This is a genomic window from Phaeobacter sp. BS52 (genome assembly GCF_045040595.1).
GTDB classification, from domain to species: domain Bacteria; phylum Pseudomonadota; class Alphaproteobacteria; order Rhodobacterales; family Rhodobacteraceae; genus Phaeobacter; species Phaeobacter piscinae.
This window is the reverse complement of record NZ_CP090662.1, coordinates 1,593,277-1,608,124: the sequence shown is the minus strand read 5'-3', so window position 1 is coordinate 1,608,124 and position 14,848 is coordinate 1,593,277. Positions and strand designations below refer to the sequence as shown.

The following is a 14,848-nucleotide window of genomic DNA, read 5'->3' as shown; positions in this document are numbered from 1 at the left end:
AGGTTACTCCCGTTTGGTTTGGTCTTTGTTGGTGGTTATTTGCCGTGACGCGTGGAGGCAAGGAAGCCGCGCAGACGTTCGGATCGGGTGCTGCCGAAGACTTCGTCCGGGCTGCCTTCTTCTTCGATCAGGCCTTTGTGCAGAAACACGATGTGGCTGGAGACATCTGCAGCCATGTTCATGTCATGGGTCACGATGATCATGGTGCGGCCTTCAGCGGCGAGATCCTTGATCACCTTGACCACCTCCTGCTCCAGCTCGGGGTCGAGGGCGGAGGTGGGTTCGTCAAACAGCAGCGCCTCAGGTTCCATGCAAAGCGCGCGCGCGATGGCTGCGCGCTGCTGCTGGCCGCCGGAGAGCTGCGCCGGAAAGGCATCACATTTGTCGCCGATCCCCACCTTGGTGAGGTATTTACGGGCGGCCTCTTCCACCTCGGCGCGGTCACGACCGAGGACGGTCAGCGGGGCCTCCATCACGTTTTGCAGAATGGTCATATGCGCCCAGAGATTGAACTGCTGGAACACCATGGACAGGTTGGTGCGGATGCGCAGCACCTGTTTTGCATCCGAAGGACGCCTGGCAAGGCCGGTTCCGGACCAGTTGATCGGCTCACCCTTGAAGAGAATATCCCCCTCCTGGCTGTCTTCCAGCAGGTTGCAGCAGCGCAGCAGAGTGGACTTGCCCGACCCGGAGGATCCGATGAGGGAAACCACATCGCCGCGGTGGGCGGTGATATCGACACCTTTGATCACTTCCAGCTCGCCATATGACTTGTGCAGGCCGCGGATTTCCAGAACTGGCGTTGTGTCGGTCAAGGTGTCTCTCGTCCAATTGTCGTTGAATTCGTCCTTATTGGACCGAAAAAAAGAGCGGATGCAACGTGCAAACCGAGAAGGCACGCGAGGAAATTGGCATTTTGGCGGATAATCTGATCAAATTGTCCTTGGACTGTTCACCAGTGGGCCCTCTGCCGACCTCTGCGCCAGCCCTGTCGTGTGGGTATCCGCACCGGGCAGGTCGCGGCGCGGTTGTAGGGGATGTGATCTCCGCTCCGGCGCCAGCCCGAGCGGAGGGGTCGGGGGGGTCAGCCTGCCGCCTGCTGGCGGATGGATTGCTCGGTCAGCACCGGACCGAGTGGTGTCGGTACTGCCAGATAGGCGCCCGGTGGGATTTCGCTCACACCCTTCAGATGCAGGGTTTTGCGGTGGTCATCATCCAGATTGGCGACAGCCTGCGCGACAGCGGTGCGAAGGGGGGCCGGATCACGGCTGCTGGCGGTGATCAGTGGCAGACCCGGCGTTGGCGGTGTCCGCGCCACTTCGACCAGATCCTTGGCCCAATCATCATGCGCCTGCATCAAGGCCCAACTGACCGCATCAAGGGCGGCGAAATCGGCGGTGCCTTCGGCCACCGCACGGGCGGAGGCGCTGTGGCTGCCGGATTGAAACAGGCTGCCGGGGAGGAGGGAGAGGTCACGCAGATGCAGCATCGGCGCGGCCCAGCCGGACTGCGACAGCGCCTCATTATAGGCGAAGCTGCCGCCAGCGATCTCTCGCAGGCTATGGCCTGCGCGGTTGCGATGGGCGATGAAGACGCTGGTGTAGTGCCCCGGCGGGCAGTCCGCGACGCCGTGATCCAGCGTTGTGACCAGAGTGACCTGCTCATAGAGACGGGTGCGGTAGGGCAGGCCGCAGGTCTGCGCCAGCAGCAGCTCCGAATCGGACCAGATCGACCAGAGGTCGCCGCCACGGGTGAGGGTTTCCGGCGCATCGATGGAAGCCGCGGCCAACTCAGTGCGGATCGCCTGCCACAGGGCATCCAGGGCAGGGGCGGTTTCAGGGCGGTCATACATCGCCAGACTGGCGATCATGAGCTGGCCTCCGCGCGTTGACGGGCGCGGGCGCTGTCGACATCGCTTACCCCCAGGAGGCTGGCAGACAGGCGCAGAAGCGCATCCTCGGCCGCGTCACGCTTGCCATCGGCCAGCACCACCTGCCACAGGGCTTCGACCACGGCCATGCGGTTTTCATACGCAACGGCGTCCTTGATCGCGCGGGTAAAGCGGACGGTGTCGGGGGCCTCGGCCTCCAGCGCCTCGGCCTGTTCGCGCAGCAGGATGGCGCCGCCCAGATCGAGATCGTAGCGCGCCCGCAGGATCCGGTCGATCCGGTCCCGCTCATCGTCGGAGTAATTGTGATCAGACCGCGCAATCCGCACCAGAAGGGCGCAAAGGGCGAGGCGCGCATCGCCATCGTCCAGCGGCTCCGGCGCGGGGGCCAGCAGTCGTCCAAGCAGTTCCTTGATCATGGCTGCGGCTCCTTATCTGACGGGTCGGGGGTGGGCGATACCGTGGTGGCGCCTGCAAGCGCGCTTTCTGTGGCTGGCTGGCCTGCGGCCACGCCCTGCTCCGGGCCAAGGAGTTTGCCCTGCGCGCGGGCGCGGGCGGTGTCGCTGTCGGCCTTGGAGAGGCCCATCGCCTTGCGTGCGTCCTCGACGATCTTCATCTCGCCGGGGTGTTCATGACCATCCGCCAGCACCACCTCCCAGAGCGCATCCAGCGCTGCGAGCCGTTCCTCAAGCCCGGTGGTTTCGCGGATCAGGCGACCGAACGTGTCGGTTTCCGGCGCGGCGGCGTGCAGTTTTTCGCAGGCGGCGCGGACCTTTGCCGCCTCAATCGCGTCGTGTTGATAGAGACGGGCCAGAATGCGGTCGATCAGGCTGATCTCTTCCAGCTGGTAGTCCCGGTCTGATTGCGCCACCCGCACCAGCAGCGCGCCAAGCGCCAGCTCGGCATCGGGGTCCGGCTGGGCGGGGGTCTTTTGCGGTCGAAAGACCTGAAACAGTTTTTTCAGCATGGCACTATTCTACCCTTGAGCGCGTCCAGAACCAAGCAGGCCCTAGTCGCCGTAGCCTTCGATGATTTCCATATCGCCGGTGGAGACCGGATCGCGCAGCGCCTTTGCCTGCTGATAGGCGACGGAGTCGTAACAGGCTTTGGCGGTGGCAAAATCCTTGAATTCGATCACCACGGTGCGGGCGCGGGTCTGGCCTTCGCGGACCTCTTTGGGGCCGCCACGGATCAGGAATTTGGCGCCGTATTCGGCAAAGGGGGCCGCATTGGCCGCAACATAGTCCTTGTAGCGGTCCATATCATCAACGTCGACATGGGCGACCCAGTATCCTTTGGGCATGGGGGGTCCTTTCTGGCGCGGATATCAAGCTGTTGCCACAGGCTGATACAGAACCGGGCCAAAGGCAATGACCGCATTGCGCGGTTTTTCCCCTTATGCGGAAGATTTGACGGGACCGTTCAGCGGATGGGCCGATTTACGCAGATTTAGCGCAGATGTGAGGGCACCCTTGGGGCGCTCCGCAGAAGCACCAGCGGTCTGCGCAATGTTTTATGTGCGGTTTTTGGGGCAAGCCGGTAATGATACCAGTGGCTTGCCCCGTTATTATAGGCGATCAGCCGATTTCAGCCAGACGCGCCAGCGCCTCTTTGATCTTGGCCTCTTCTTCCTCGCGCAGGGCAAGGTTTTCGCGAGCTTCGGCGACGACCTCTTCCGGGGCGGAGGCGGCGAATTTGGGGTTGTTCAAACGCCCGCGCAGACCGCCCAGCTCCTTGGCGAGTTTGCCGAGGGTTTTCTCCAGACGGGCCTTTTCAGCATCCACGTCGATCACATCCGCCAGCGGCAGGCCAAAGGACGCACCGGGGGCCGCCACGGAGGCGCAGCCTTTGGGGAAGCTCTCAACCTGCTCCAGCGTGGTGATGCGGGCTAGTTTCTGGATCATCGCCTCATTCTTCTCCCAGGCGGCGCGCGCCTGATCGGAGAATTCTGTCACCACCATCGGGATCTTGGCACCGGCGGGCACATGCATCTGCGCGCGGGTGGAGCGGATATTCTCAATCGCGGTGATCACCCAGTTCATTTCGGCGTCGGCATCGGCGTTGACCAATTCGGTGCCATAGGTCGGCCAGTCTTCATGCACCAGCATGGTGTCACGCTTGGCGGTGTTGCCCCAGAGCTCTTCGGTGATGAAGGGCATAATCGGATGCAGGAGGATCATGCACTGGTCCAGCACCCAGCCGAGCGTCTGCCGGGTTTCAGCGATCACCGCCTCATCCTCGGAGCCGAACAGCGGTTTGCTGAGTTCGATGTACCAGTCGCAGACCTTGCCCCAGACAAAGGCGTAGAGGCCGAGGGCCGCGTCGTTGAAGCGGTAGGCCTCAAGAGCGGCGTCCACTTCCACGCGGACCTTGGCGGTTTCGCCGATGATCCACTGGTTCACGGCAGCCTTTGCGTCGGGACAGGCATAGGCCGGGGTTTCGGCATCATAGACGTTGTTGAAATGGGCGAAGTTCACCGCATTCCACAGTTTGGTGCCAAAGTTGCGGTAGCCCGCGATGCGCTGCATGTCGAGCTTCAGCACGCCACCAAGGCTGGCCATCGCCGCATTGGTGAAGCGCAGCGCGTCGGCGCCGTATTCGTCGATGATCTCCAGCGGGTCGACAGCGTTGCCGGTGGATTTCGACATCTTCTTGCCCTTGGCATCGCGCACAAGGCCATGGAGGTAGACGGTGTCGAAGGGGATGCGTTTTTCAACCGGCAGATCCTGATCCAGAACCGCCAGCTGCATCATCATCATCCGCGCAACCCAGAAGAACAGAATGTCCTGACCGGTGACGAGGGTTGAGGTCGGGAAGTATTTTGCCAGTTCCTCGGTCTGCTCAGGCCAGCCGAGGGTGCCGATGGGCCAGAGGCCGGAGGAGAACCAAGTATCGAGGACATCGGGGTCGCGTTCAAGCGTAACGCTCGTGGTCTTCATTTTGACCTGTGGGTTCCCAATTTGTGATTTACTAGGATTGGGAGCTTTTCGCTGCCCTTCAACAGTGAATTCGTCCCCGGTTGAGCGCTCTCGAATTTCGACGTCTGCGCCATGCTTTTGCCGTGCCAGTTCTGCTGCACTTTCGAAGCTTTCCGCGCAATACTGGTTGCCATCAGTATCAAACCAAACCGGGATCTGGTGGCCCCACCAGAGCTGGCGCGAGATGCACCAGGGCTCGATGTTTTCCAGCCAGTGGTAATAGGTCTTCTCGCCGCTCTCCGGCAGGATCTTGACGGTGCCGTCTTTCACCGCGTCCAGCGCCGGGCCGACGATCTTCGCGGCGTCCACGAACCACTGGTCGGTCAGCATCGGCTCGATCACAACCTTGGAGCGGTCGCCAAAGGGCTGCATGATTGGCTTGTTTTCGACGTAGGGCACGGTTTCGGAGATGTCGTTCTCGTTCCCGTCCTCATCCTTCACTGTCTTGGTCACGGTCTGCATCACGGCGAGACCTTCGGCGGTGATATCGGCGACCACGCGTTTGCGCGCCTCGAAACGGTCCAGGCCACGGTATTCTTCCGGCACCAGGTTCATCGCGGCGATGCTGGCTTCGGTGAATTCTGCCTCACCATTGGCGATGGCCTGCGCAGTTGTTGCCTCTTGGACGTAGGGCGCGCCGTCGCTGCGCATATTCGCCTTGGTGTCCATCAGGTTATACATCGGAATGCCGCCACGTTTGGCGACCTGATAGTCGTTGAAATCATGGGCGCCGGTGATTTTCACCGCGCCAGAGCCGAAATCCTTATCCGGGTATTCATCCGTGATGATCGGGATCAGGCGGCGCTGCGCCTTAGGGCCGACGGGGATTTCGCAGAGCATGCCCACGATGGGCGCGTAGCGTTCGTCCGAAGGGTGCACAGCCACCGCGCCGTCGCCCAGCATGGTTTCGGGGCGGGTGGTGGCGATGGAGATATAATCGCGCTCTTCCTCCAGCGTGACGTTGCCGTCCTCGTCCTTCTCCACATAGGTGTAGGTGGCGCCACCGGCGAGCGGGTATTTGAAGTGCCACATGTGGCCTGCAACCTCGATATTCTCCACCTCAAGGTCGGAAATCGCGGTTTCAAAATGCGGATCCCAGTTCACCAGCCGCTTGCCGCGGTAGATCAGCCCCTTGTTGTACATCTCCACAAAGACCTTGATCACGGCGTCGTGGAAGTTGGGGGAGTTCTCATGGCCGGTGCGGGTGTCGCCCTGGGCGCCTGCCATGGTGAAGGCGGTGCGGTCGTAATCACAGGAGGCACCGAGGCGCTTCAGCTGGTTGATGATGGTGCCGCCGGATTGCTCTTTCCACTCCCAGATTTTCTCCAGGAATTTCTCGCGGCCGAGCTCACCACGGGAGGGCTGCTGGGTCTTGGCCAGCTCACGCTCCACCACCATCTGGGTGGCGATGCCGGCGTGGTCGGTGCCGGGCTGCCAAAGGGTGTCATAGCCCTGCATGCGCTTCCAGCGGATCAGGATGTCCTGCAGCGTGTTGTTGAAGGCATGGCCCATGTGCAGAACGCCGGTGACATTCGGAGGCGGGATCATAACGCTGTAGGTTTCGCTGCGCTTGGCGTTTGCGCCCGCGCGGAAACAGCCTGCCTTCTCCCAGGCCTCGGAAAGCCGGGCTTCGGCTTCGGCTGCGTTAAATGTCTTGTCCATCGCCATCGGAATGTCCTGCCTGCGTATCTATCTGATCGGGTCATCCCATACCGAATGGTGCGGCAAAGGGAAAGTCTCCATAGGCGGGCCTGCCAAGAGGGGAGCGACAAGGATCCTGAGAATATCAAAAATATTATGGAACGATCCCGGCGATAACGGCGTTTTAAGGTTAATCCGGCACGGTAAGTGGTGGGGGGACTGGGATGCAGATGACAGTGAGTGATGTCGCGTCCGGTCAACCGGGGTGGAGTTCCAAGCCGCCTTTTCCACCGGGATCTCCCTCGGGTCCCGTTTGTCGATGCCTATGGTTTTAAGCCGCCCGGGCACCCTTGATGCGGATACCGCAGGGGTGGCCGGGCGCACGAGTTTTCAGGGATGATTATCGCAGCAGGCGTGTCAGTTGGTCAGCGCTTCGCGTGCAATTCACTGGCGCGGGCAATCTATTGGCCAGTGCGGTCCAGTTTGGTGGCCAGATGGATCAGGCTCTCGGAGGAGCGCACGCCGCGCGCCTCGCCGATGCGATCAATCGTCTCGTCCAGTTCGGTGGTGGTCTGCGCCACCACCTGCGCCAGGAGGTCAAACCGGCCTGAGGTGGTATGCACGACCTCGACACCTGGCAATCCGCGCAGCCGGGCCAGAACCTCTGGGCCGGAGCGCGGTTCAATTGAGATCAGCACAGTGGCCTGCAATGGCGGGCGCGCCTGCGCCGAGGTGCGCAGCGTGTAACCGCTGATCACGCCGGAGCTTTCCAATCGTTCAATCCGCGCCTGAACCGTGGTGCGCGCAAGGCCCAGACGGCGTGCCAGATCGGCCACCGGGCGGCGGGCGTTTTCCCGCAGGAGCGTCAGAAGGTTCTGGTCGGTTTCGTCGGTTTGCATATGTGGCCTGCGATGTGACGTTATTTTTCGTCACTATAGTCAATGTGACGAGCGAAATCGACGGCGTAGTGGCGGAAACTGGGAAAAACATCCAATTAAGGCCGATATCCATGCAGCAAATCCCACCTCTCTGGCTTTCCCCTGAAACCCATTTGGCGCGCAGTACACCGGATCATCCGATCCTGTATTTTTCGCCGCGCGTGCTGCATGAGGTGGCCAACCGGTTTCAGCGCGGTTTTCCGGGGCTGGTGACCTACGCGGTAAAGGCGAACCCGCATCCGGCGGTGCTATCCAATCTGGTGGCGGCGGGCATTACCGGATTTGACGTGGCCTCGCCTGCGGAGATGGACGCGGTGCGTGCCGCCAGCCCGGATGCGGTGATGCATTACAACAACCCGGTCCGCTCGGACGTGGAAATCGCGGCGGGTATCGCCCATGGGGTGGCGAGCTGGTCGGTGGATGAGCCGAGCGAGCTGGACAAGCTGTCCGATGTGCCCAAGAGCTGTGAAATCGCTGTGCGCTTTGCCCTTCCGGTGGCGGGTGCGGCCTATGATTTTGGCAGCAAGTTCGGGGCAGAGCCGGATATGGCGGTCGAATTGCTGAAGCGGGTGGCGGCAGAGGGCTGGACGCCTGCGCTGTGTTTCCACCCCGGAACGCAGTGCGAGGACGAGAGCGCCTGGGTTGAATATGTTCACGCTGCCAAGCGCATCATCGACGCCGCAGGGGTGAAGATTGCGCGGCTGAACGTCGGCGGTGGCTTTGCGGCGAACCGCGATGGGGTGGCACCGGATCTGGAGAAGGTTTTCGCCGCGATTTCCGCGGCGGCAGAGGCGGCCTTTGGTGCGGAGCAACCGGTGCTGATCTGCGAGCCGGGGCGCGCCATGGTGTCGGAGAGCTTTACGCTGGCGGCGCGGATCAAGGGAATGCGCAAGGCCGGTGAGGTGGTGTTCCTCAACGACGGGATCTATGGCGGCTTGGTGGATATCCGCGATATGGGGCTGCCGGGGCGGGTCGAAGTGGTCGCCGCTGACGGCACCCGCCGGAGGGCAGAGGCCCAGCCGCGCGTGGTCTTTGGTCCGACCTGTGACAGTCTGGATCGGTTGCCGGATGGGCTGCCGCTGCCTCGTGATACGCAGATTGGTGACTATGTGCTTTTCCCCGGTCTTGGCGCTTATTCCTCGGCCATGAGCACGCAGTTCAACGGCTATGGGCTGTCTGACGTGGCGACGGTGATCGAGCTGTCTGGACAAGCGCGCCCTTAAGGCTACTGTCGCTCCTGACGGGATCAATTGGCGCGGTGCGCAGGGCATATACCTGTGCGCCGCGTTTCTGCGTTTGCCATCGGCAAAACAGGTCCGGCATATCAGTGAGGGCAGGGGCAGAGATGGATAAATTCGGCAAAAGCCAACCGGTGCGGCGGGTTGAGGATATACGGTTCCTGACCGGGCAGGGGCGCTATCTGGAAGATGCCGCACCGGTTGGCGCACTGCGGGCCTGGGTGCTGCGCAGCCCGGTGGCCCATGGCACCATCACCCATCTGGATATTGAGATGGCTCGCGAGGCTGAGGGCGTGCAAGCCATCCTGACACTGGCTGATCTGGAGGCCGCTGGCATCCGCGTGGGCATGGATGGCGCGGTGGTGGACAACCGCGATGGCAGCAAGGGTGCCGCGCCGGAGCGTCCGATGCTGGCCCGCGGTCGCGTGCGCTTCGTGGGCGAGCCGATCGCCGTGGTGATCGCGCAGACGCTGGAGCAGGCCCGGGATGCGGGAGAGCTGATCGAATTGGATATCGACGATCTGCTTAGCCAAGGTGGATCTGACAGCGGGCGGCGAACAACTCCACGCAGAGGCGCCGGACAATCGGGCCTTTGACTGGGGCATAGGGGATGAGGCGGCAACCGAGGCCGCCTTCGCGTCGGCGGCGCATCGCGTGGCGCTGCAGGTTGAGGACAACCGGATCATCGTCAACACAATGGAGCCGCGCGGCTGTTTTGCCAATTGGACCGAGGGCCGTTTGCAGTTCACCTATGGTGGGCAAGGCGTCTGGGCGATGAAAAAGCAGCTCAGCGACAAACTGGGACTGGCGGCGGAGGATGTGCATGTCACCACGCCCGACGTTGGCGGTGGCTTTGGCATGAAGGCGATGCCGTACCCTGAGTATTTTGTGGTGGCGCAGGCTGCGCGCCTGCTGGGGCGGCCGGTGCTGTGGATGTCGGACCGCAGCGAGGCGATGCTGAGCGACAATGCCGGGCGGGATCTGACCTCACTCGCGGAACTGGCCTTTGACGCGGATCTGCGCATCACCGGTTACCGGGTTCATTCACAGTGTAATCTGGGGGCGTATAATTCCCATTTCGGCCAGCCGGTGCAGACACAGCTGTTCAGCCGGGTGTTGGCGGGGGTCTATGACATTCGCACCACCTGGCTGCGGGTGGAGGGGATTTATACCAACACCGCACAGGTGGATGCCTATCGCGGGGCAGGACGTCCTGAGGCGATCTATGTGCTGGAGCGGGCGATGGATCATGCCGCGCGTGAGCTGGGGGTTGACCCATGGGAGCTTAGGCGGCGCAATTTCATCCGTGCGGATCAGTTCCCGTACAAGACCGCAACGGATGAGACATACGATGTGGGCGATTTCCATCAGCTTCTGGCCCGTACCGAAGCGGCGGCGGATCTGGCTGGATTCTGCACAGCGCAGGGCCGCCGATGCGTTGCAGGGGAATTTACGGGGCGTTGGCCTGTGTTACTATATCGAAAGTATTTTGGGGGATCCTTCAGAAAGCGCGGAAGTTGCCTTTGAAGAGGAGGGGCGGGTGAGCATCTATGTCGGCACGCAGAGCAACGGGCAGGGCCATGAGACGGTCTATGCGCAGTTTCTGGCGGACCAGACAGGTATTCCTGCAGCAGATATTACCGTGGTGCAGGGCGACAGCGACCGCATCGCGCAGGGTGGCGGCACTGGTGGATCGCGGTCAGTGACCACTCAGGCCAATGCCACATTGGCGGCAGTTGATGTGATGATCGACGCCTTCATTCCCTTTTTGGCAGAGCAACTGGGCGTGGAGCCTGGGTCTGTCACCTTTGATGGCGAGCAGTTCAGCGCGCCGGGCAGCAACCAGCGGCCAACCCTGGTGGAGGCCGCTGAGATGGCCCGTGCGCAGGGGCATCACGCGTTGCTGCGTCACACGGCACGGGCCAAGTTGCCGGGGCGGTCGTTTCCAAACGGTGCCCATGTTGCCGAGATCGTGATCGACCCGGAAACCGGCGTCAGCCATGTGGACCGCTATACCGTGGTCGATGATTTCGGTAATCTGATCAACCCGCTGCTGGCCGAAGGTCAGGTGCATGGCGGGGTGGTGCAGGGGCTGGGGCAGGCGCTGCTGGAGCGGGTGGTCTATGACGCCGATGGGCAACTGCTCACAGCATCGTTTATGGACTACGCCTTGCCGCGTGCGGCGGATGTGCCGATGATTGATGTAGGTTTTGCGCCGGTGCCATCGACCCAGAACCCGATGGGCATGAAGGGCTGCGGTGAGGCCGGGACCGTGGGCGCGTTGGCAGCGGTGGCAAATGCCGTGCAGGACGCGGTCTGGGATCGTGGCGTGCGGCAGGTTGAGATGCCTTACACACCACTTAGACTATGGGAAGCATTGAGGAATGTCGCTGACGCAGCTGAGTAAGAGGATCCTGGGATGGCTTGGGCGCCCGCTGCGCTCCGAGCATTCTGCCGAGACCAAGCTGCGCGGGCCGCAGGCCCATCTGATCATCCTTGATGGCACCATGTCGACATTGGAACCGGGGCATGAAACCCACGCTGGCATGGTCTACCGGCTGTGCCAGGAGGTCGGCCCGCAGGTCTCTGTCTTCTATGAGGCGGGGGTGCAATGGCAGAGCTGGCGCAAAACTGCGGATGTGATGATCGGGCGTGGTATCAACCGTCAGATCCGGCGTGCCTATGGCTATCTCGCCTCGCGCTACCGTCCGGGGGACCGGATTTATCTCATGGGCTATTCGCGGGGCGCCTATGCGGTGCGCTCGCTCGCCGGTGTCATAGACGAGGTCGGGCTGCTGAAGGCCGAACATGCCACCGTGCGCAATATCCGCACCGCGTATCGGCACTACCAATGTGGTGGTGCATCGGCCAGCGGACCGGGCAAGACGCAAGGACCGCAGACGACGGCTAAACCCGACATCGCTGAGACGGAAGACGCAGGCGCTACCGCGCAGGCGGCGGCGCAGACCGGGGGTTGTGTCGCCTCCACTTTCACGGAACGTTATTGCCACCGGGATGTGGAGATTGAGATGGTTGGCGTCTGGGACACGGTGAAGGCGCTGGGCCTGCGGTTGCCGCTGTTGTGGCGCTGGGCGGAGCGGCGGCACGGGTTTCACAACCATCAGCTCGGCAAACATGTAAAAAACGGTTTTCACGCGCTGGCGCTGGATGAGACCCGGCAGGTCTTTGCGCCGGTCCTCTGGGAATGCCCCGACGGGCATGATGGCAAGGTGGAGCAGGTCTGGTTCCGGGGCAGCCATGGCGATGTGGGCGGGCAGCTGGGCGGATTTGAGGAGGCGCGGCCGTTGTCCAATGTCTCTCTGGTCTGGATGCTGGAGCGGGCCGAAAACTGCGGGCTGCCGCTGCCGCGTGACTGGCGCATGCGGTTTTCTGTTGATCCGACCGCGCCCTCGGTCGGGACCTGGCGCGGCTGGGGCAAGATTTTCCTGCTGCGCGGCAACCGTCGCGTCGGGTTGGACAGCAGCGAGCGATTGCACAGCAGCGTGGGCGCCAATATCACCGACAAACGTGTGGCGCAGTGGCAGTCGGAGCTGTCCAAAGTGGCGCGTTAGCGTTTTGGCCGCGCACCGGTGACTCTGACGGGCGGGAATGGCCAACCGGCCGACGCGCAGCGCGCGCCCTTGGGTGTCAGATCTGACGCCTGCGCATGCGGCCAATCTACATCGGTGCGAGATTTACGGGTTCGAGTGTGAGTGCCGGGCCTGCCGACAGGCTGTTGCTGAATTTACCTGCGGTGCAAGGGGACCTGTGAGGACCGGGGGATGCGTGTTCTCGACCCATCCTATCCCTGGCATATAGGTCGGCTGTGAACGCCAACGGGAGAAATGCGGATCGTCACGCAGCGCCATCCGATGCGGCGGGTTGTCCGCATCCGGTCGAAAGCCGTGTCATGCAGCGCTGACCCAACCGTCAAGCGGTTTGGACCCAGACTGGACCTTCATCGCGTGTGCAATGATATGAAGGGTGGGCGGAGTTGCCGTCCTCCTCCTCGAAATCAAGGCTGAGCTCTCGATCCTTTGGAGGTAGTCGCTGACAATCTCCTCCCAGAGCATTGGCCACCACATTACCCAGTGGCCTCTGTTGAATCCGGGCACAGTTACAATATGGAATTCGTTTTCCGCGCCCACCTTTTCAATGTGTGCGAGGTTCGACCGAGAGTGGTCGATGCTGTAGAGCGGATCATCCTCGCCATAGATTGACAAGACCGTGCCGTCGAACCCCTCGACGCGGCGAAAGAGTGTTGGATTGATCTCAGGATCACCCGGACTCGCGGTCATCCAGCCCCCGACGAAATTAATCACACCAGCCGTGTCTTCTGGCTGATCCCCAGCTTGCATAAGTGCGACCACGCCGCCGCGCGAAACTCCGGAGAAAAGCACCGCGCCATCGCTGACTTCAGGGCGTTTTCGAAGCGCAGCCAAGGCGGCATTTGCATCAATGAGGGCCCTCGTCGCGCCGGGCAGAGAAAGGCGCGCCTCCGTTGAATAGCCCTGCGACCGGTCTTCGGAGAAACCCTCATCGTAAAGCCCGTCGGACCCACCGCGACCTCGGCGCTGAGGGAAAGCCACCACCCAACCGTGAGCATTGAGCAAATCAGCAAGCCAGTCATGCGTGAAAAACCATTCAAAGTCGCGTGGGTTGGTGCCAGAACCCGTTGATCCATGATGGACAAGTGCCAGAGGGAAGGGGCCATCACCATCGGGAAGATACATGGCGACCGCGAGCTCGATTGGTTTGCCGTCTTCCGTCATGTCGGTCACCAGAAACTCGCGCCGACCTAGCTGAAACCAATCATCGGTCGGTGCCGCGAGCATGGCTGATAACTCCTGGCGCTCCAACACAGCGAAGTGATCTTCGGTTGGGTATATACCGCGCAAACGCCCGGTATCGGATACCACATAGCGCGCTGCAAAATCATCATCTGCGAAGACCAGAGTCCCGTTCTCTTGACGCGCCTTTGCCCGAAACCAGTTGCCTCCACCCTGCTGGTCACGTCCCACAGAATAGATGACGTCAAGCAGCCCGTCGTCGTCGAGGCCTTCCACGACGAGAATATGGCTCCGCCAGGAATCCCATCTGCCCACCCAAACACCAGCGAAAGGAGAGTGCCCTGCGTCGCCAATCGCGATGCCTGCTGGCAGCGGTGCATCGCCAATTACAATCGTATCCTCTGCCCGAATTTGACCTGCGAGGGGCAGTAATATGGCAAGGGCGAAGAACAGACGCATGACCACCTCTCAAATAGCGCATGGTCGATGTTGATTGACTTTAGCAAGGTACCGACTGCGCTTGTTTACGACAATTGTTTTCCCCGGCACTCCCGAACAAGCCATTCGTTGCCCGGCAGAACATCGGAGACTAGATCTTTCACCGGCTCGTCTGTGACGGGCTGCTCTCGCTCTCCTCACGAGGAGCTGGACAGCTGGTCGTGCCGTGGTTTGCAAAGCGTCGGCCAGACTTTGCCCGATGTTTGCAGATTGGCGCATCTTTATCGCCAACAAAGTGATAGCCGGGTCAGTCATGCCCCAGTGTGTGGGCGATCTTTGTCAGGGGGCTTCCCGACCTCGAAGCAGCGCCAGCGCCGGATGGAGAAACGCTTTGGCCCCTAGCTGGGAGTGATCTGCATGACAATGCAAGTGGTGGAGCCGGTGGCGTAGAGACGGCCGTCGGCAACACCGCGCAACTCGCCATGGGCAACGCCGGTGGAGCGCCCGACGTGATCGGTGAGGCCAATACATTCGATTTCGGTGCCCAGCGGGATCGATCGCAGGATGTTCACCTTGAATTCCAGTGTGGTATAGACCGACCCCTTGGGCACGCGGGTCATCACGGCGCAGGCCATGGCGCTGTCCAGCAGGGTGCCATACCAGCCGCCGTGGACCGTACCGAGCGGGTTGGTAACAGCAAATTCCGGGGTGCCACGGAAAACCACCTTGCCCGCCTCGACGCTATGCAGATGGTAGCCCAGGGTTTCCCCGATGGGCGGACCGGGCAGGCGGCCGTCAAGAATGGACTGCATGAACTCCAGCCCGGAAATCCGCGAAATCTCCTCAGGCTTCATCAGATCGGCGAGACCTGTGGCACGGCGTCGGTGAGGGGCGGCAGAGGGCGCGACGGATGAGGGAGACGGTGCGGTCATGCGGC

At 61.9% G+C, this 14,848-nt stretch carries 11 protein-coding genes and 1 pseudogene; 3 read left to right on the top strand and 9 right to left on the bottom strand.

Features of this window, described 5'->3' with window-relative positions; translation table 11 throughout:
* Positions 1-35: 35 nt before the first annotated feature.
* From L0Z65_RS07800 to L0Z65_RS07770, 7 genes are all read right to left on the bottom strand, one after another.
* Positions 36-815: an ABC transporter ATP-binding protein gene (locus L0Z65_RS07800; protein ID WP_102897255.1), complete on the bottom strand. Its 780-nt coding sequence runs from the start codon at positions 813-815 to the stop codon at positions 36-38.
* A gap of 269 nt (positions 816-1,084) precedes the next feature.
* Positions 1,085-1,870 carry a phosphate/phosphite/phosphonate ABC transporter substrate-binding protein gene (locus L0Z65_RS07795; RefSeq protein WP_405112151.1) on the bottom strand — a complete coding sequence of 262 codons (786 nt, stop codon included), beginning with the start codon at positions 1,868-1,870 and terminating at the stop codon, positions 1,085-1,087.
* The gene (locus L0Z65_RS07790; RefSeq protein WP_014879681.1) at positions 1,867-2,307 is read right to left on the bottom strand and encodes a TerB family tellurite resistance protein; all 441 of its coding nucleotides are present in this window, start codon (positions 2,305-2,307) and stop codon (positions 1,867-1,869) included. Before L0Z65_RS07790 ends, L0Z65_RS07795 begins: the two co-directional genes overlap by 4 nt.
* Positions 2,304-2,855, bottom strand: coding sequence for a TerB family tellurite resistance protein (locus L0Z65_RS07785; RefSeq protein ID WP_405112147.1), 552 nt, complete (start codon positions 2,853-2,855; stop codon positions 2,304-2,306). Before L0Z65_RS07785 ends, L0Z65_RS07790 begins: the two co-directional genes overlap by 4 nt.
* A 42-nt stretch (positions 2,856-2,897) precedes the next feature.
* Positions 2,898-3,191, bottom strand: a complete 294-nt coding sequence (locus tag L0Z65_RS07780) for a DUF1330 domain-containing protein (protein WP_014874274.1) — start codon at positions 3,189-3,191, stop codon at positions 2,898-2,900.
* Between the two features lie 274 nt (positions 3,192-3,465).
* Positions 3,466-6,534 (bottom strand): valine--tRNA ligase, encoded by a 3,069-nt coding sequence (locus L0Z65_RS07775; protein WP_405112143.1) that lies wholly within the window; start codon positions 6,532-6,534, stop codon positions 3,466-3,468.
* Positions 6,535-6,968: 434 nt separating this feature from the next.
* Positions 6,969-7,406, bottom strand: a complete 438-nt coding sequence (locus tag L0Z65_RS07770; protein ID WP_014874276.1) for an Lrp/AsnC family transcriptional regulator — start codon at positions 7,404-7,406, stop codon at positions 6,969-6,971.
* Positions 7,407-7,516: 110 nt separating this feature from the next.
* On the opposite strand from L0Z65_RS07770, the gene L0Z65_RS07765 reads away from it, so the two are divergent.
* The 3 genes and pseudogenes from L0Z65_RS07765 to L0Z65_RS07755 all read left to right on the top strand — a co-directional run bounded on the left by L0Z65_RS07765 (position 7,517) and on the right by L0Z65_RS07755 (position 12,255).
* The gene (locus tag L0Z65_RS07765) at positions 7,517-8,668 is read left to right on the top strand and encodes a type III PLP-dependent enzyme (RefSeq protein WP_405112140.1); all 1,152 of its coding nucleotides are present in this window, start codon (positions 7,517-7,519) and stop codon (positions 8,666-8,668) included.
* A 122-nt stretch (positions 8,669-8,790) separates the two neighbouring features.
* Positions 8,791-11,090 (top strand): annotated as a pseudogene (locus L0Z65_RS07760) (xanthine dehydrogenase family protein molybdopterin-binding subunit).
* Positions 11,068-12,255 carry a DUF2235 domain-containing protein gene (locus L0Z65_RS07755; protein ID WP_405112137.1) on the top strand — a complete coding sequence of 396 codons (1,188 nt, stop codon included), beginning with the start codon at positions 11,068-11,070 and terminating at the stop codon, positions 12,253-12,255. The pseudogene L0Z65_RS07760 and the gene L0Z65_RS07755 overlap by 23 nt, the downstream one beginning before the upstream one ends.
* Positions 12,256-12,591: 336 nt before the next feature.
* Here the strand turns inward: L0Z65_RS07755 and L0Z65_RS07750 are convergent, their stop codons facing one another.
* Positions 12,592-13,932, bottom strand: a complete 1,341-nt coding sequence (locus L0Z65_RS07750) for an alpha/beta hydrolase family protein (RefSeq protein ID WP_405112134.1) — start codon at positions 13,930-13,932, stop codon at positions 12,592-12,594.
* Between the two features lie 377 nt (positions 13,933-14,309).
* Positions 14,310-14,765, bottom strand: coding sequence for a PaaI family thioesterase (locus tag L0Z65_RS07745; RefSeq protein ID WP_405112492.1), 456 nt, complete (start codon positions 14,763-14,765; stop codon positions 14,310-14,312).
* Positions 14,766-14,848 lie beyond the last annotated feature (83 nt).